The sequence below is a fragment of the Amycolatopsis sp. NPDC004368 genome (assembly GCF_053602515.1).
In genome coordinates, this window is record NZ_JBSGDT010000002.1 from 401916 (window position 1) to 418639 (window position 16724).

The window sequence follows — 16724 nt, forward strand, 5'->3', positions numbered from 1 at the left end:
CGCGAAGATCAATACAGTTTCTGCGGGTTCGGGTCGACCTTCACGTGCACCAGCGCGGGGCCGTTTTCGGCCAGCGCCCCGGCCAGGGCCGCGCGCAGGTCGGCGCCCTCTTCGACGGTCCGCGCGGGCACACCCATGCTCTGCGCGAGCTGCGCGAAGTCGATGCCGCCGAGTTCGGTGCCCGGCACCTTCTTGCCCCCGGCCGACTCGCCGAGGATGCGGACGGCGGCGTACTGCGCGTTGTCCAGCACCACGAAGGTGACCGGCACGTTCTCGCGCGCGGCCGTCCACAGTGCCTGCACGCAGTACATGCTCGAACCGTCACCGAGGACGGCGACCACCTTGCGGTCGGGCCGGCCCAGCGCCGCGCCGACGGCCGCCGGGAGGCCGTAACCGAGCGTGCCGCTCGCGACGGTGAGGAACCCCGTGTCGGTCGAGGTGATCGGCAGGTGGTCGTGGAGGCAGTTGCGGTGGCTCGGCGTCTCCTCCACCACGATCGCGTTGTCCGGCAACAGCTCCGCGACGGTCGCGTACGCGAAGTCCGGCGAGATCGGCGTGGTTTCGGCGGGCTTCGCGGGCTTTTCGGCCCTGGGCTTGGCCTCGCGGCTCTTCGCGTGGACGCTTTCCGAGAGGGCCTGGATCGCGAGCTTCGGCGTGGACCGGATGCCGGTGCCGTTGCCGGCGCGCGCGAGCACCTGCTCGTCGTCGCTGACCAGGAACAACGGCGGCAACGGGGTTGCCGGCTCGCCGCGGTACACGTGGTAGGTGAACGCCGGCGCACCCAGCACCACCACGACGTCGTGGTCCTTGAGCGCGTTGGTCAGCGCGATGCGCTCGGGCTGCAGGAACCCAAGGAACAACTCGTGGTCCTCGGGGAACGAACACCGCGACGACATCGGCGCGGCCCACACGCCGGCATCGAGTTTTTCGGCCAGCGCCACCACGTCCGGCACCGCGCCGTCCCCATCGACGGCGGCACCGACGACGATCCCGGGGTTCTTCGCTTCGTCCAGCGCCTCGGCGAGTTCGCCCAGGGCCGCGGGGTCCGGCGCGAAGTGCTGCGTTCGGGTTCCGGTCGGCAACGGCATCGTCGCCTCGGCGTCCCAGTCGTCCACGGGCACCGACACGAACACCGGCCCCTGCGGCGCCTGCGTCGCAACGTAATACGCGTGCGCGATCGCCGCCGGCACGTCCTCCGCCCGCGCCGGCTCGATGCTCCACTTCACGTACGGCTTCGGGAAGCTCGCCGCCTCCACCGCCCCCAGGAACGGCTCGTCCGGGAGGAGGGAACGAGTCTGCTGCCCCGCCAGCACGATCAACGGCGCCCGGTCCCGGTACGCGGTGAACACGTGCCCCAGCGAATGGCCCACACCGCCCGCCGAGTGCAGGTTGACCAGCACGGGCTTGCGCGTCGCCTGCGCGTACCCGTCCGCCATCGCCACCACGGCGGACTCCTGCAACCCGAGGACGTAGGTGAAGTCGTCGGGCCACTCGGTGAGGAACGCGATCTCCGTGGTGCCGGGGTTGCCGAACACCGTGGTGAGGCCGAGGTTGCGGAGGAGTTCCCGGGTGGCGTCGCGAATGGTGCGCATGGCCCGGAGGCTATCCCGGGTGGTGGGCGGTTGTCTCACCTACCCGAGTGAAGGTTTGGGGTGGTGTTTCCGGCTGTGGACAGCCCGCCCGATGCAGGTGCCGAAGACCACGATGGGCCGCACCCGAGGCGAAGTCGTGGTTGGATCCGTTGCCGGAAGCCGGAGGAACGCAGTGGACAACAGACCGCCGATGCCGGAGCGGAAGCTCGGGCCATTCCCGTTGACCGAGGACGGGGCCGCGGCCTTACTGGATCGCTACGCGTTTCACGACTCCCTCCTGCGCCGCGTCGTCGTCGATCAGGAATGGGGCCTGAAGCCAACACGTGTCGCCACGCTCGTGATCGAGGCCGGAGTGTTGAGCGAGGATCTCCGCGGGGAGCTGGTGTCCCTGGAGCTGCTCGGCGTTCAGCGGTTCCGCATCGACGAGACCATCGGGGGCGCCTGGGTGCTCTACGATCCCCCGCAGTTCACCCGGTTCGACGGGCTGTTGCAGGTCGACTTGTGCGCCGAACGATTCGGCAGCCTGCCCCCGGAGAACGCCGAGGAAGCCTTTGCAGGCTCAGAGTTGGTCTTCGCGGCGGCGGGTGGCACCTGGAGCGCCCTGCATCCCTGGGGTCGGTGAGACCGCCCCTGATCGCCTGCGGTGCAGGGTGTTTTCCACTGTAAACACCGAAGCGGGGCCCCTTCCCGAAGAAAAGAGCCCCACCTCAACAGAAAACACTCAGCCGATCAGCCCCGAAAGCCCGGTGCCCTTGAACGAGCCCCAGCCGGTGACCTGGTCGTAGCCCGTGCCGGCGGAGAAGCCGGTGGTGCCGTTGAAGGTGTTGTTGCCCGTGGTCACGTCGTGGAAGCCCGTGGAGTACGACGAGCCGTTGCCGATGCCGTAGAAGGTCGGGTTGAGGTTGCCGAGGGAGCCGCCGTGGACCTGGTTCTGCAGGGCGGTGAAAGCGGCCCACAGGGGAGCCGCGCCGGAGGTGCCCCAGACGTTGCCGGTGGTGCCGCCGCTGACGATGGTGTAAGCGGAGCCCGAAGCGGCGTCGCCGGCGACGTCGGGGACCTTGCGCTTCGTGGTGCTCTGGTGGGACTGCCAGGAGGGTACGGTGAAGATCGTCGAGATGCCACCGCCGCCGGCGCCGCCCGAGGCGCCGTCGTTCCAGGCCTTTTCGCTGCTGTAGGTGTTGGACGAGGTCACGGTGAGCTGGGTGCCGCCGACGCCCGAGACGTTCGGGCTCGACGCCGGGAAGTCGACGGCCTGCGAGCGGCTGCCGGTCTGGCGGGCGCAGTCGGTGGTGCCGTCGTCACCCGCGGCGGCGAAGTAGCTGATGCCCTCCGCGGTGCCGGTGGCGATCGCGTTGTTCACGCTGTTGGCGGCCGACGAACCCTCCGCCGCCTCGCACGAGCCCCACGAGATGGAGACCACGCTGACGCGCCTGTCCGACGCGATCTTCTGGTACATCGCCAGCTCGCCCGCGTTGGAGTTCGGGGCCTCGTACACGTAGCTGCTCACCTGCGACGCGAGCGCGTGCACGACCTCGATGTCCAGGTCGACCTCGACCTCGCCGTCGCCGGGGTTCGAGTCGTAGTTGGCCCCGTTCACCGGCACGGTGGTGACGCTGCCGCCGGTGAGGCCGTACTTCGTGTCGTAGCTCGTGATGTCGGACTTGCGGTAGCCGTCGAACTCGACGAAACCGACGTTCACGCCCGTGCCCGTGGCCGAGAGGCCGCTGGTCGAGTACGCGGACTTCAGGATGCTCGGCGTCACGGCCTTCACCACCTTCGGCGCGGCGGTGGTGGCCGAGTGCTCCTTCACGGCGTGGTTGTCGAGACCGACCACGGCCTGCACCACCGAGGAAACGGAAGCGGGCAGCGCGGGAGCGGAGTCGTTCGCGAAGAACTTGCGACCGGTGGCCGTGTCGGTGTAATTGCCGAGGCGGGTGTGGAATGTGGATTCGAGCTGCGCGGCCGAACCGGTGAACGTGATGGCCTGGCGGTTACCGGAAACCTCGATTCCGCGGGCACCGTTTTGTTTCAGGAATGAAACGGCCTTCGCGACATCGGCCTGCGTTGGGCCGAATGCCGCATTGAACTGCTCCGGGGTGAGGAAGCGGTGGTACTGCGGCGAGGCCGGGTTCTGGACGTCGGAGAGGAACTGCTGGAGAGCCTGCTGGTTGTGCAGCTTGAGCGACAGAGCGGCGTCGATCTGCTGATCAGCGTCGACATCGCCACTGCGGGCACTCGACGCCAGCGGCGCGGAGTTGGCGCTCATGGTGATCAAGGGATCGGCGTGGGCCACGCCGGCCAGGGAAAGGCACAGCAACGCCGGCAGCGGGACCGCTGCGGCGACGAGCTTGTGCAAGCGCATGGCAATTCCTCTCAAACGGTGGGGGACCTGGCCGAAACACTTCGTGCGTCGGCTTGAGAAGGAGCATAAGCCGCCGAGGAACCTACTTTTGGCTGAGCTTTTCACAGTCGGTTTATGTTTCACGAGAGCAATTACGCGACGTTTAGGGGTAACTCCCGTTATGCGGGTTTGGTCTTGATAGCACCATTTGCCGGTTCCCCGAAGATCGCAGTCGCGCCAGGCGCCGGACCTCACCGCGCCCGGAGCGGCCGAGCGGATCGTCGAGACCGCGCTGAGCCGCGTGAAGCAGCTTGACGTGCTCGTGAACAACGCCGCCGCCGAGACCCCAGGGAGCCGTGTTTTCGCGGCCTGCGCGAAAACACGTAACTTGCCGACGTCGTTTTGCATTGGACAATCAACGCCGTGCGGAGCAGGCTTTCGTTCGGCCCGCGAAACGTCCCGAGTCCCCGGCTGTCGAGCGTGCTCACCGCCGTGGCACCACCGGTCCGGCGGTCCGTCCGACCCTGGGAACGATGCGGATGGCGACCGACGAACGCGCGCCTTCGCCGCGCCCGGACAGCCGGCTCGTCGCCGCTGCCGTGGCCGGCGACGCCGCCGCCGTGGCCGATCTCGTGAAGTTCCTGAGCCCGGTCGTGCTGCGCTACTGCCGGGGCCGGCTCGGCGCGCACGGCGCCGAGGACTGCGCGCAGGACGTGCTGATGGCCGTGCTCGTCGAGCTGCCGCGCTACCGCTACGAGACCGACAGCTTCCTGCCGTTCGTGTTCGGCATCGCGAAGAACAAGGTCGCCGACGAGTTCCGTCGCCGCGCCCGCAACCGCGCCGACCCGTACGCCGACGCGGGCGACGAAGACGCACCGGGCCCCGACGAGTACGCCCAGACCGATTCGCGCCTGCAGATCGAGGACCTGCTGCACCACCTGACGCCGGACCAGCGCGACCTGCTCACCCTGCGCGTGGTGCTCGGCTATTCGGCGGAGGAAACGGCCTCGGCCCTGGGCCTGCCCAGCGCGGTCGCGGTGCGCGTGAGCCAGCACCGCGCGCTGACGAAACTGCGCAAGCTCCTGCGCGGCGGCCCGCTGCCCAAGCAGGACAGCTAACCGCGGAGCCTGGCCGACAGGCGCGAAAGCACTATCCGCGTCGCCACAACGGAGCGGATCGCGGCCGAGGAAACCCCTCGCCATCCCCTCGAACGCGTTCCGAACTGAATCCGCACGCCCATGACGCCCTCCCGCGCCCGCCGGCCGGAATCGATTTCCGCCGGGGACTGGGACGGACCATTCGACCCTAGCCGCGTCGAATGCGGCGGGACTCCGCTGACCGGAGGAAAGCGCGGGCGTTAGTGAGAAGGCGGATTTTCGAATAACTCCCGCACCGCCGCCGAGCGCGTCACGACCTCCGCGGCCACCTCGCTCAGCTTCCGGCCCCGGGAACGCGCGAACCGGCGCAGCACCGCGAATGCCTCGTCCGTCTCGAGGCTGAGGCGCTCGGCGAGGAAACCTTTCGCCTGTTCGATGACCACGCGGCTGGTCAACGCGGTCTGCAGCTGCTCGACAAGGATCTCGTGCCGCTGAATCGCCCGTGCCTGCAGCAGGCCGATCGTGGCGACGTCGACCATTCCGCGCGCCACGCGAAGGTCTTCCGGCGCCAGCTCTCCCGGGTGGACCGAGAAGAGGTTCAGCGCACCAACCACCTCCGCGCGCAGCCGCATGGGAATGGCGTGCACCGCGTGAAAACCACGCTGCACGGCGAGCTCCGCGAACCCGGACCAGCCCGCGGCGTCGCGGGCCAGGTCCGGCGCGATCACGGTCGTGCGCAGCTTGAAGGCCTCCAGGCAGGGGCCTTCGGCCCGCTGCAGCTGGAAGAGTTCGAGCACCCGCGCCCGCTCGTCCGAGCTCGCGACCAGCTGCAGGTCGCCGTTCGCGTCCGCGAGCAGCAGCCCGGCCGCATCGACCGGAAGGAGCTCGACACTCCGCGTCGTGAGCAGATGAAGGAATTCGATCACGTCGAAGTCGTCAGTGAGCGTGTCGGCGAGTTCGACGAACGTGTCTACCAGCCGTCCGTCAACCAACCCAGCCATCTCCTTCATTTGTGTCGGCTCCGCAGATCACGGCTTTCATGGGGTTCCCCCTCCGTGGGTGAAACGAAACCGCCGAGCCAAAACATCGGCGGCGATTTCGGAAAGGGGCCGTTGCTCGGCGAACGCCCTCGCCCGAAGCGCGGCGAAAGCGTCGTCGAGGCTGACATCGAGCTGCGCCGCGGCCATGCCCGTCGCCTGGTGCACCTGGGACGAGCGCAGCGACAGACTTATGTCGGCATCGGCGTCGGAGCTCCCGGCCTGTTCGTTCAGCAGCAGGAGCAACATCAGTTCACCGTAGGCCAGCGCGTCCGCGAACAACGCGGGCTCCAGCGGTTCGGGCTCCGTGCGGTGGCACGAGAAAATGCCGACGTCGATGACGCCGACCCGCAGCGGCAGTACGAACTGAGAGTGCACGCCGGCCTGCACCGCGAGCGGCGCGTACAGCGGCCAGCGCCGCGAGTGCTCGTGGCTGTCGAAGTCACCGACCAGCACCGGGGATCCCAGCTCACGCGCGGTGCGCACCGGCCCCTCCCCCACGGTGACCTCCAGTTCGGTGAGCACGGCCGCCAGGTCGCAAGTGGCCGCCCGCACTTCCTGCGTGCCCGGCCCGGTGCTCACCAGCACGCTGGCCCCGGCCACACCGAGCCACGCGGCCGCCGACCGGCACAGGATCGGCACCGTGACATCACTGCGCAGCCGTCGGGCCTGGTCACGGGCTCGCGTCCAGGCACGCATGAGCGGCGTGCTGTCACGTCTGTCCTGCTCGCTCGCCGCCAACTCCCGGGGCCTTCAGCTCGGTGAAATCGGACAAGTCTCCCGAACGGGAGACCCTCGAAAACCTTAGCTCAGTCTTTGACGAGCGAGGCCCACTCGCGCACCGCGGCGGCGTCAACAGGCGAAGTCCACCCACCTGGACGCACCGCGCTGCCCACGTGGAACCCGCGTACGCCGCCGGCGCGCAGCAGGTGCACCTGCTGCGCCCGCAGACCGCCGCCGACGAGCAGCGAAGGGCCCACGGTCCGCCGCGCAAGCTGCTGCAACACGGAAAGCCCGCTGCCGACGCCGTGCGGGCTCCCGGCCGCGAGCACCGTGTCGGCGCCCAGCTCGGTCAGCACGTCGAACGCGGCGAGCGGGTCGCGGGCCCGGTCGATGGCGCGGTGAAAGGTCCACGGCGCACCTCCGATCTCCTTGAGCAGCGCGCGGCAGGCGTCGACGTCGATCTCGTTGTCCTCGGTGAGGAAACCGAACACGAACTCGCGCGCGCCGGCGGCCAGGAGCTTCGCGGTGTCGGCGCGCAGGGCGTCGAGGTCACCGGCGGCGAACCCGTCGGCCGCGCGCAGCATCACCCGCACCGGCAGGTCGGTGGCGGCGAGCACCTCGCGCACGGTTTGTTCGGAGGGCGTGAGCCCGTCACGCGCCATGTCCGCGACCAGTTCGAGCCGGTCCGCCCCGCCTTCCTGAGCGCGCTGCGCGTCTTCCGGACCCAGCGCGATCACTTCCAGCAGGGCGGTCTTCGAGCTCATGGGTCATCCGTTCGATCAGGTCGTGGGGTTCTCGTCCCCCCGGGCGTGGCGCCCCCGCCGGAACCCGCCTTGAAGGCTCGTCATCCGCTCGCGCACCGCTTCGGGGGAAAGCGAGAGTATCGGCCGCTGCTCGGGCACCTGCCCGGGGCTCGCCCCCAGCCCGTCACGGCCGGCTTCCTCGACATCGGAGACCCGCAGGAACGGCCACGTGTCCTCGGCGCCGTCCTCCTGTTCGAGCTCGTCCGACGTCGGCCATTGCAGGTCCGGGTCAGTGGTGGGGAACTGTTCGGCCGGGAACCCGGGTTCTGCGTCGTCGGGGTCGTCGTGTTCCTCGTGGTCGTGTTCCTCGTGGTCGGGCTCCGCGTGGTCGGGCTCCGATTCGAGGGCGGTCCGGGCGTGCCGCGCCGGTGGTTCGGGCTGGTCGGGAGCCGGGGCTTCCGGTTCGGGTTGACGGGCCACGACCGGCTCGGGCTGACACTCCGCCGCGGGTTCCGGCTCCCACTGCGGCAGTGGTTCCGAAGCGGGTACCGGCGCGGCTTCGGCCACCGGCAACGGTTCCGGCGGCACCGTCGCCCGGCCCTCGGGCGGGGGCGCGGCCGCGTCGAACCACCGCGACAGCACGTCGCGGTAGGCGGGCATGCGTTCGGTGGGCGCGTCGAGGTCGAGGTGTGAGCGCTCCTCCGACGACGGCCACGAAGGCGTGCTCTCGACGACCGGCGCGCGCCGCGGCGGGCCGGGCTCGAGCACGGGAACCATCGGCACGTCCGCTGCCGGCTCGGGGTCCCCGTCCTCGGGCGGGGCCACCGCGGGCACGGCGGCGAGCGGCGCCAACGGCGGCAACAGCTCCGGTGCCGGCTCGGGCTCCGCGACGGGACCGCTGCCGGGGGCGGGCGGCTCGGGCAGCGGCGGCGCGTCGACGATCAGCGCGGCCGGCACGAGCACGGTCGCGGTGAGGCCGGTGCCCTCGGCGGGGCGTAGGGAAACGTCGATGTGGTGGCGCTGGGCGAGCGTCGCGACCACGTAGAGGCCCATCCGGCGAGAGACCTCGACGTCGACGTCCGGTGGGTTGGCCAGGCGCGCGTTGGTGCGGTCGATCTCGGCCTGCGGCATGCCGGCGCCGCGGTCGGTGATCTCGATCCGCCAGTCGCCCTCGGGTGTTTCCGCGCTCTCCACTGTGACGCTCGCGCGTTCCGCCGAATACCGCGTGGCGTTCTCGAGCAGCTCGGACACCACGTGCACCAGGTCGTTCACGGCCTCGCCGCGCACCGCGAGCACCGGCGCGGACCCCAGCTCGATTCGCTGGTAATCCTCCACTTCGGACAGTGCCGCGCCCACGATCTCGTCGGCCACCACCGGTCCGCTGTCCTCGCGCACGAGGTCGGTGCCCGAGAGCACCAGCAGGTTCTCGCTGTTGCGGCGCATGCGCGTGGCGAGGTGGTCGAGCTCGAACAGGCCCGCGAGCGTGTCCGGGTCCTGCTCGCCGGCCTCCATGCGGTCGAGCACGGACAGCTGCCGTTCGACGAGGTCCTGGCTTCGCTGCGAGAGGTTGACGAACATCGAGTTCACGTTCTCGCGCAGCATCGCCTGTTCGGCCGCGAGCCGCACGGCCTCACCGTGCACCGCGTCGAACGCGCGCGCGACCTGGCCCACCTCTTCGCGCGTGAACACCGGCACGGGCGCGACGGCCGCGCGGTGGCGCAGGTTCTCCGGCGCGGGGTCGGGGTCGGTCAGCAGTCGTTGCACGGCCTCGGGCAGCCGGTGGTCGGCCACGTCCAGCGCCGTGCGCCGCAGCACGCGCAGGGGCCGCAGCAGCGAGCGCGCGATGACCACGGACAGGATGCCCGCCACGAGCAGCACGGCGAGCACGATGCCGCCGTCCCAGATCGTCGAGGTGCGGGCGCGCGCGGCGAGCGCATCGGTCTGCTGCTGCAACTGCACCAGTAGCGCTTCCTGCACCTGGTGTGCGAGGTTCACGGTGTAGGTGGCCGCGGTGTCCCACTGGTTGGGGTCCAGACCTTGCAGCGACTGGCCGTTCTCGGCTCGGGTCAGGGCCGACTCGACCATGTCGTTGCCGATGTCGACGACGAGGCCGATCACCGTGTCGTCGTACATCCGCTGCTGGTCGGGTGTCGCGAAGGTGCGGTAGTCGTTGCGCGCGGCGTTGAGCTCGGCCTCGGCGCCGAGCAGCGCGCGCGTGCGGTCGCGGTTGAGGCTGCCCTCGGCGAGCGCCTCGGACATGATCGCGCGCTTGACCGACATCTGGTCCTTGATCCGCGCGAGCGCGTTGCCGGCGAGGCGCAGCCGGGCGAGATCCGGATCGGAGACGTCGGCGGCGGCCATGTCGCTGATGTCGAGAAGGCCGGAGATCAGCTCGCTGTAGGAGCGGAGCACGGCGTCGGCCGGGAAGGCCGAGTGCTCGGCGGAGTAACGCAGGCCGCTGAGCACGCGCAGGCGGTCGTCGCTCTGCTGCAGGCTGCTGGCGGCCACGGCGTCGAGGCGCGGTTTGCTGTCGGCGAGCGTTTTCTCGAACGCGCCGATGGCCTGGTCCACGCGCGTGCGCTGGCCTTTGAGGTCGGTGGTGGCGCCCTGGCGGTTGCCGGCGACGAAGCGCACGGTCACGTCGCGCTCGCGCTGCAGCTGGTGCAGCACCTCGGCCACGGTGCTGTCCACCCGGCCGCGCGCGGCGAACTCGGCGAGCGCCTGCGCGTCCCGCAGGTCGGTGCTCACGCGCAGCCCCACGAGCCCGATCACGGCGAGCGCGGGGATCAGCAGGACGGCGAAGAGCTTGGTGCGCAGGTGCCAGTTGCGCAGGCGCCAAGCCCCGACCTGTCTGGCGGCAGCGGGATCCGTCGCGTCGCCCGTTCGGGGACGCTGGTCGCGACGGCTCACCTAAGCTTCCTTTTCACCGCGGCACCTCATCCGCGGACGACATCGGGGTTGTCCGAATCGAGCCTACTCGACAGTAGGTTGGCTCGATCGGATCGGGAAACCGCACTGGCGCGGTCACGGCCCTGTCGGGGATCGTATGGGCAGCGGCCCATACGATCCAGCGTGATGCGGAGATTCTCCCGGTGGGTGAGAGCGGATGAACGTGCGCAGACTGGTGTTGCCGCTGGTGGCGGCCTTGCTGGCCACCGGCGGCTGTTCGCTGTTCACTTCCGGTGACACCGCGGTTCCGGCACCGGTGGAACGGACCACTCTGCGCGTGGGTGTGGGCGGGCCGATCGACACCGCGCCCCTGCGCATCGCCGTGGCCGCCGGGAAGTTCCGCGAGGCCGGGCTCAACATCACGCTCGTGGACCTCGGGACCGAGGACGGGCTGGCGAAACTCACCGGCGGACAGCTGGATGTGACGTTCGCCAGCGACGTGTCGCTGTTCAGTGCGGCCAACGCCGGCACGGCCCTGCAGCTGCAAGGCGAGGCGTACACGTCGGGCAACAACACGATCGCCTTGGTGACGCTGCCCAACTCCGACTACACCGAGCCGACGGCCAAGAAGTCGCCGAAGATCGCGGTGGACGACCTCGACGACATCGGCGCGCTCACCGCCCGGTCCGTGCTCGCGACCGCGGGCGTCGACCCGGCGAAGATCCACTTGGTGACCAAGCCGTTCGACCGGATGCCCGAAGCGCTGCAGGCGGGCGAGGCCGACGCCGCACTGATGGTCGAGCCGTACATCACGCGGGCGGAGAAGGAACTCGGCGCGCAGATCCTCGCCGACGGGTCCAGCGGCGCCACGCTCGACTTCCCGGCCTCGGGTTACGCCACGACGGGCGCGTTCGCGCGCGACAACCCGCGCACGCTCGCGGTGTTCCGGCGCGTGCTCACGCAGGCGCAGCAGACGGCCGCGGACCCGGCGATCGTCCGCGACGCGCTGCCGACGTTCTCCGACATCGACCCGACCACGGCCGCCCTGATCTCGCTGGGCACCTACCCGACCACGCTCTCGGCGATCCGGCTGCAGCGCGTGGCCGACCTCATGCACACGTCCGGCCTGATCTCGAGCCGGCTCGACGTGCAGGCGATGCTTCCCGACGAAGACCAGCCCTAGATGTTCTCGCCGGCGGGCTGCAGGCACACCGTGCGCTCGGGCGGGCCCGTGTACACGCGGACCTTGTCGTCGGTGCCACAAGTGTCCTCGTCGCCCTCGCCCGGGTGCACGACCGCGCGGGCCTCGGCGTCGGGGTCGCTGCAGGTGACCTTGCTGATCTCGGCGTCGTCGTCGACGTCGCGCAGGCAATCGCCGGAGGAGACGTTGAGCGCCAGGCACAGCGTCTCGCGCGGGGAGGCGGTGCGGCTCGAGCTGGTGCCGCGGAAGAGCTGGAAGCGCACGTAGTCGCCGCCGTGGCACCCCGAGGAGCCGGTTTCCACCACGTCCACGCGGTAGGTCGCACGCTGCTCGGAGCAGCTCACGCCGTGGTAGTTCTGCGCGCCGCCGGTCTCGTCGGACAGGTAGAGGCAGCTGCCGGCCACCGGCGTGCCCGCCGAGCGGGCGATCGCGGCGACGCCGAACGCCGCGAGCACGCCCACACCGAGCGCCACCACGATTCCTGCCGCGACCAGCACCTTCGTGGTGCTCGAGAGCGGCCGGGGGCTTCCCGGCCGGGGCGGCACGGCACCAGGCGGCTGGAACGGGTTGGCGGCCGGCGGCGCGCCGAACGGTGGTGTGGTCAAAGGTCCCCCTCCGGCTTTTTCCTGCGGATCATCTTGGCACCCGGGCGGCCGCGGCGGGAGGGACACCTCGGGGAGAACGTATAAAGGACGGGTGACTGATGGCCCCCTGATCGTCCAGTCCGACAAGACCGTGCTGCTCGAGGTCGACAACCCCCAGGCCGACGACGCGCGGATCGCGATCGCGCCCTTCGCGGAGCTGGAGCGTGCGCCCGAGCACGTGCACACGTACCGGATCACGCCGCTGGCGTTGTGGAACGCGCGCGCCGCCGGACACGACGCGGAGCAGGTCGTGGACGCGCTGACGACGTACTCGCGCTTCCCCGTGCCGCAGCCGCTGCTGATCGACGTGGTCGACGTGATGGGCCGGTTCGGACGGCTGCAGATCGCCAACCACCCGGCCCACGGCCTGGTGATGTCGACCACCGACCGCGCGGTGCTTGAAGAGGTGTCGCGGCACAAGAAGATCAGCCCGATGCTCGGCGCGCGCATCGACGAGGACACGGTGATCGTGCACCCGTCCGAACGCGGGCGGCTCAAGCAGGCACTGCTGAAGGTCGGCTGGCCCGCGGAGGACCTCGCGGGCTACGTCGACGGCGAGGCGCACCCGATCGCGCTGGAAGAAGTCGACTGGATGCTGCGCGACTACCAGCGCCAGGCCGCGGAGGCCTTCTGGGCCGGCGGCTCCGGCGTCGTGGTGCTGCCGTGCGGCGCCGGCAAGACCCTGGTGGGCGCGGCCGCGATGGCCCACGCCCAAGCCACCACGCTGATCCTGGTGACCAACACCGTCGCCGGCCGCCAGTGGAAGCGCGAGCTCGTGGCCCGCACGTCCCTGACCGAGGACGAGATCGGCGAGTACTCGGGCGAGAAGAAGGAAATTCGTCCCGTCACGATCGCCACCTACCAGGTCGTCACCCGCAAGACCAAGGGCGAATACCGGCACCTGGAACTCTTCGACTCCCGCGACTGGGGCCTCGTCGTGTACGACGAGGTGCACCTCCTGCCCGCCCCGGTCTTCCGCATGACAGCCGACCTGCAGTCCCGCCGCCGCCTGGGCCTGACTGCGACGCTGGTCCGCGAAGACGGCCGCGAGGGTGACGTGTTCTCCCTGATCGGCCCCAAGCGCTACGACGTCCCGTGGCGTGACATCGAGGCCCAGGGCTGGATCGCGCCCGCCGAGTGCACCGAGGTCCGCGTGACCCTCACGGACGCCGAGCGCCTCGCGTACGCGACTGCGGAGCCCGACGAGCGCTACAAGCTCGCCGCCACGGCCGAGACGAAGACACCCGTGATCAAGTCCATTGTGGAGCGTCACGCCGGCGAGCCCACCCTGGTGATCGGCGCGTACCTCGACCAGCTCGAGATGCTGGGCGCCGAGCTCGACGCCCCCGTGATCCAGGGCTCGACGCGCAACAAGGAGCGCGAGGAGCTGTTCGACCGCTTCCGCCGGGGCGAGCTGCGGACCCTGGTGGTGTCCAAGGTCGCGAACTTCTCGATCGACCTGCCGGAGGCCTCGGTGGCGATCCAGATCTCGGGCACGTTCGGCTCTCGCCAGGAGGAAGCCCAACGGTTAGGCCGACTGCTCCGTCCCAAGGGGGACGGGCGGCAGGCGCACTTCTATTCGATCGTGTCCCGGGACACGGTGGACACGGAGTACGCGGCGCATCGGCAGAGGTTCTTGGCTGAGCAGGGGTATGCGTATCGGATCGTGGATGCGGAGGATTTGCGCCGGCCGTTGTGATGGTTGGGCTGGTCGCGCCTGCTCTGGCGGGCGCTTCAGCGCAACCGGTCGAGCCCGGACCCGGCCCGCACCTCAGCGCCGCCTACGAACCCTTCACCCGATCGCCGCAGCAGAAACTTTCACCTCACTCGCACCACCAGTCCCGCAAACCCTCCCCCGACCAGCGTTTTCCTCGATTCACTCGAACGGATGAGCGACCAAAACCCTGGAAATTGTCGACCCTTCGAACTACTGTTCGACATGCACGACCGAACACCAGTTCGAGGGGAAGCGCATGACGATCGCACCGTTCCGACCCGCCGCAGGGGTCCCGCCGGTTCAAACGCTGCCGCCCGGGCGGTGGCATGGGCGCATCTGGGTGTCCGAGGAACCGCTCGCGCGGCCGCGCCGGTACCTGGAGTGCGTAGCGGAGTTCGAGCGCTCCGGCCTCTGGCCCGTGCTGATCCCGCACGACCAGCGCTTCGCCGCGCGCGGTGAGGACTGGCTCGACGACCGCGGGCGCCTCGCGCCGGCCGGGCATCGGGTGGACGTGGTGGACCCGGCGGAAACGCTGGCGCGCTGGTGGGACACCTCGTGTTGCGACGGCGCGTGCCTGCGGCCCTTCGGCGCCCGCTTCCCCGGGCTCGCACGCCGGTCGCACCGGCGCGCCGACCCCCTCGCCGAGGCCGGCAACACCGGTTCCATCCTCGCCACGCGTGGCGCACACCGGCTCGGCCTCGTCCAGACCGATCGTCCGGCCGACATCCCCGCGCTGCTCGGCTGGACGGGCATGATCAAGTCCACCGACCGCGTCGCGGAGGTGTCCGCCGTGCTGCGCAGCTGGGAAGACCGCTTCGGCGCCACGCTGGTCTCGATGGGCTTCGACTCGCTCACGCTGTCCGTCTCGGCCCCGCCGCGCACGCAGGCCCGCGCCCTCACCGTGGCGGCCGAGCACCGCGCGTTCAGCCTGCCCACGTACCTCTCCCAGCCCGGAACGCTCCGCGAGTACGCCGCCAGTCTCGTGCAAACGCGCCGGTGGAACTTCTCGTGGGCCTGAGTCCGGGGGCGTGAGACGCATGTCCCCTCGTTTGGGTCAGGTGTCCCGAAATGTGGTGCGCGCGTCCGGACGAAGGCCGCGCGAGCGCGTTTACCGCAACGGGCCCAGGGGAATCACGTCGCGGAAGAAGGGGGTGAGGGAGGTCGCCGCGATTCGGATCGGGACGTCGGGCTGGCGGTATCCGCCGTGGCGCCGCGAGTTCTACCCCGAGGGGCTCGCGCAGCGCCGCGAGCTGGAGTACATCTCGCAGCGGTTGAACTCCGTCGAGCTCAACGGCGCCTTCTACTCCCTGCAGACCCCCGACCGCTACCGCTCCTGGGCCGAGCAGACCCCGGCCGGGTTCGTGTTCGCGGTGAAGGGCGGGCGGTTCATCACGCATCTGAAGCAGCTGCGGGACGTCGAGTCCGCCGTGGCCAACTTCTTCGCGTCCGGTCTGCTGGCACTCGGCGAAAAACTGGGCCCGGTGCTCTGGCAGCTGCCCGCGCGGCTCGAGTTCGACCCGGACCGCGTCGAGACGTTCCTCAGCCTGCTGCCGCGCACCACCACCGAAGCCGCCGCGCTCGGCGCCAAACACGACGACAAGCTGAAGACCCCGCCCTACCTCGAAGCCGGCCGGAACCGCCCCATCCGGCACGCGCTGGAAGTCCGCCACCCGAGCTTCGTCGCCCCGGAAGCCCTGGGCTTGCTGCGCCGGCACGACGTCGCCCTGGTCGTCGCCGACACCGCCGGCCGCTGGCCCTACCGCGAGGATCAGACCACGGACTTCACCTACATCCGCCTCCACGGCGACGTCGAGCTCTACACCAGCGGCTACACCGATTCCGCCCTTCGCGCCTGGGCCGCCAAGATCACCGCCTGGCACGCCTCCGGCCACCGTGACGTCCACGTCTACTTCGACAACGACGTCAAAGTCGAAGCCCCCCGCAACGCCATCACCCTCACCGGCCTGCTGAACCCCGACCCACCCCCGGGGCAGTGAGCGAACAGTGAGCGCCGTCCGCTTGAGTTGGGCATACGGGTGCGGGTGGTCCGCCTGCCGCCTCTGGGGGTCGGCACGCAGACCACCGCACCACGTGCCTTGGCAACTTGCCACGCCCTGAGGCAATCGCCGCCACGAGCTGGCAACTCGCCGCTCGCTGGGCAAGCGATACGCCGGCCCGGCAACTCGCGGCGCACCCTGGCAACCTGCACCACGCGAAGACAACGTGCGGCGGAATCGGCCCGTCTTGCCGCCGGGGTGGCGACCCGCGAAGGCACTTCCCCATCACCAGGCGAGTCGGCAAGCGATGCACCGGCTTGGCAACTCGCCGCGCCAGCTGGCAAGCCGCCGCGCAGCCAGCAACTCACTGGACTAACTGGCAACTGCTACGCACGTCGGCAAGGCGCCTCACCGCCGAGCAACTCGCTGCGCCAGCCGGCAAGCACCACGGACCTCGGCCGGGTGCCACGCCGCCCGGCGGCGGGCGGCACCAGCCGGCAACCGCCACGGACGTCAGCAAGGTGCCTCGCAACCCCGGCAATCGGTCACGCCGGCCGGCAACTGGCCACAAAGCCAGCAAGGCCCACGCAGCCCGGCAACTCGCCGCACCAGCCGACAACCGCCACACACGTCAGCAAAGCGCTACGCAGCTCGCAGCGCGCGACACCAGCCGGCAACCGCCACGGACGTCAGCAAGGTGCCTCGCAACCCCGGCAATCGGTCACGCCGGCCGGCAACTGGCC

General features: G+C 70.2%; 13 protein-coding genes. 6 read left to right on the plus strand and 7 right to left on the minus strand.

Translation table 11 applies throughout. The features are described 5' to 3' along the window. Positions 1-8: 8 nt before the first annotated feature. Positions 9-1592: a benzoylformate decarboxylase gene (gene mdlC / locus ACWEOE_RS05455; protein WP_452004279.1), complete on the minus strand. Its 1584-nt coding sequence runs from the start codon at positions 1590-1592 to the stop codon at positions 9-11. Positions 1593-1683: 91 nt separating this feature from the next. Here mdlC and ACWEOE_RS05460 point away from each other — a divergent pair, with 91 nt between their 5' ends. Then, positions 1684-2214: a hypothetical protein gene (locus ACWEOE_RS05460; protein WP_452004282.1), complete on the plus strand. Its 531-nt coding sequence runs from the start codon at positions 1684-1686 to the stop codon at positions 2212-2214. 99 nt (positions 2215-2313) lie between these two features. Here ACWEOE_RS05460 and ACWEOE_RS05465 read toward each other — a convergent pair whose 3' ends face one another. Then, the gene (locus tag ACWEOE_RS05465; RefSeq protein ID WP_452004285.1) at positions 2314-3954 is read right to left on the minus strand and encodes a S53 family peptidase; all 1641 of its coding nucleotides are present in this window, start codon (positions 3952-3954) and stop codon (positions 2314-2316) included. A 512-nt stretch (positions 3955-4466) separates the two neighbouring features. On the opposite strand from ACWEOE_RS05465, the gene ACWEOE_RS05470 reads away from it, so the two are divergent. Then, entirely contained in the window at positions 4467-5051 is a 585-nt protein-coding gene (locus tag ACWEOE_RS05470) for a sigma-70 family RNA polymerase sigma factor (protein ID WP_452004287.1), read from the plus strand. Between the two features lie 239 nt (positions 5052-5290). On the opposite strand, the gene ACWEOE_RS05475 is transcribed toward ACWEOE_RS05470, so the two are convergent. The 4 genes from ACWEOE_RS05475 to ACWEOE_RS05490 all read right to left on the minus strand — a co-directional run bounded on the left by ACWEOE_RS05475 (position 5291) and on the right by ACWEOE_RS05490 (position 10443). After that, entirely contained in the window at positions 5291-6040 is a 750-nt protein-coding gene (locus ACWEOE_RS05475; protein ID WP_452004290.1) for an ANTAR domain-containing protein, read from the minus strand. 27 nt (positions 6041-6067) lie between these two features. Continuing rightward, positions 6068-6808: a GAF domain-containing protein gene (locus ACWEOE_RS05480; RefSeq protein ID WP_452004292.1), complete on the minus strand. Its 741-nt coding sequence runs from the start codon at positions 6806-6808 to the stop codon at positions 6068-6070. Positions 6809-6876: 68 nt separating this feature from the next. Further along, complete coding sequence (locus ACWEOE_RS05485) at positions 6877-7554, minus strand: copper homeostasis protein CutC (protein WP_452004294.1); 678 nt, start codon at positions 7552-7554, stop codon at positions 6877-6879. Between the two features lie 15 nt (positions 7555-7569). Beyond that, the gene (locus ACWEOE_RS05490) at positions 7570-10443 is read right to left on the minus strand and encodes a nitrate- and nitrite sensing domain-containing protein (RefSeq protein ID WP_452004296.1); all 2874 of its coding nucleotides are present in this window, start codon (positions 10441-10443) and stop codon (positions 7570-7572) included. 196 nt (positions 10444-10639) lie between these two features. Here ACWEOE_RS05490 and ACWEOE_RS05495 point away from each other — a divergent pair, with 196 nt between their 5' ends. After that, positions 10640-11605, plus strand: coding sequence for an ABC transporter substrate-binding protein (locus ACWEOE_RS05495; RefSeq protein WP_452004299.1), 966 nt, complete (start codon positions 10640-10642; stop codon positions 11603-11605). Here the strand turns inward: ACWEOE_RS05495 and ACWEOE_RS05500 are convergent. Further along, positions 11602-12228: an LppU/SCO3897 family protein gene (locus tag ACWEOE_RS05500; RefSeq protein ID WP_452004301.1), complete on the minus strand. Its 627-nt coding sequence runs from the start codon at positions 12226-12228 to the stop codon at positions 11602-11604. The genes ACWEOE_RS05495 and ACWEOE_RS05500 overlap by 4 nt on opposite strands. 91 nt (positions 12229-12319) lie before the next feature. On the opposite strand from ACWEOE_RS05500, the gene ACWEOE_RS05505 reads away from it, so the two are divergent. The 3 genes from ACWEOE_RS05505 to ACWEOE_RS05515 all read left to right on the plus strand — a co-directional run bounded on the left by ACWEOE_RS05505 (position 12320) and on the right by ACWEOE_RS05515 (position 15981). Next, positions 12320-13966, plus strand: a complete 1647-nt coding sequence (locus tag ACWEOE_RS05505; protein WP_452004303.1) for a DNA repair helicase XPB — start codon at positions 12320-12322, stop codon at positions 13964-13966. A gap of 274 nt (positions 13967-14240) precedes the next feature. Next, complete coding sequence (locus ACWEOE_RS05510) at positions 14241-15002, plus strand: DUF4253 domain-containing protein (protein ID WP_452004305.1); 762 nt, start codon at positions 14241-14243, stop codon at positions 15000-15002. Positions 15003-15135: 133 nt separating this feature from the next. Further along, a complete protein-coding gene (locus ACWEOE_RS05515) occupies positions 15136-15981 on the plus strand; it encodes a DUF72 domain-containing protein (RefSeq protein ID WP_452004308.1) in 846 nt (281 codons plus the stop codon). Positions 15982-16724 lie beyond the last annotated feature (743 nt).

Excerpts from the sequence above, each read along its gene's own strand:
- ACWEOE_RS05460 (WP_452004282.1), top strand. The coding sequence starts at position 1,684 with ATGCAGGTGCCGAAGACCACGATGGGCCGCACCCGAGGCGAAGTCGTG.
- mdlC (WP_452004279.1), bottom strand. The coding sequence starts at position 1,592 with ATGCGCACCATTCGCGACGCCACCCGGGAACTCCTCCGCAACCTCGGC.
- ACWEOE_RS05475 (WP_452004290.1), bottom strand. The coding sequence starts at position 6,040 with ATGAAGGAGATGGCTGGGTTGGTTGACGGACGGCTGGTAGACACGTTC.
- ACWEOE_RS05470 (WP_452004287.1), top strand. The coding sequence starts at position 4,467 with ATGCGGATGGCGACCGACGAACGCGCGCCTTCGCCGCGCCCGGACAGC.
- ACWEOE_RS05485 (WP_452004294.1), bottom strand. The coding sequence starts at position 7,554 with ATGAGCTCGAAGACCGCCCTGCTGGAAGTGATCGCGCTGGGTCCGGAA.
- ACWEOE_RS05465 (WP_452004285.1), bottom strand. The coding sequence starts at position 3,954 with ATGCGCTTGCACAAGCTCGTCGCCGCAGCGGTCCCGCTGCCGGCGTTG.
- ACWEOE_RS05495 (WP_452004299.1), top strand. The coding sequence starts at position 10,640 with ATGAACGTGCGCAGACTGGTGTTGCCGCTGGTGGCGGCCTTGCTGGCC.
- ACWEOE_RS05510 (WP_452004305.1), top strand. The coding sequence starts at position 14,241 with ATGACGATCGCACCGTTCCGACCCGCCGCAGGGGTCCCGCCGGTTCAA.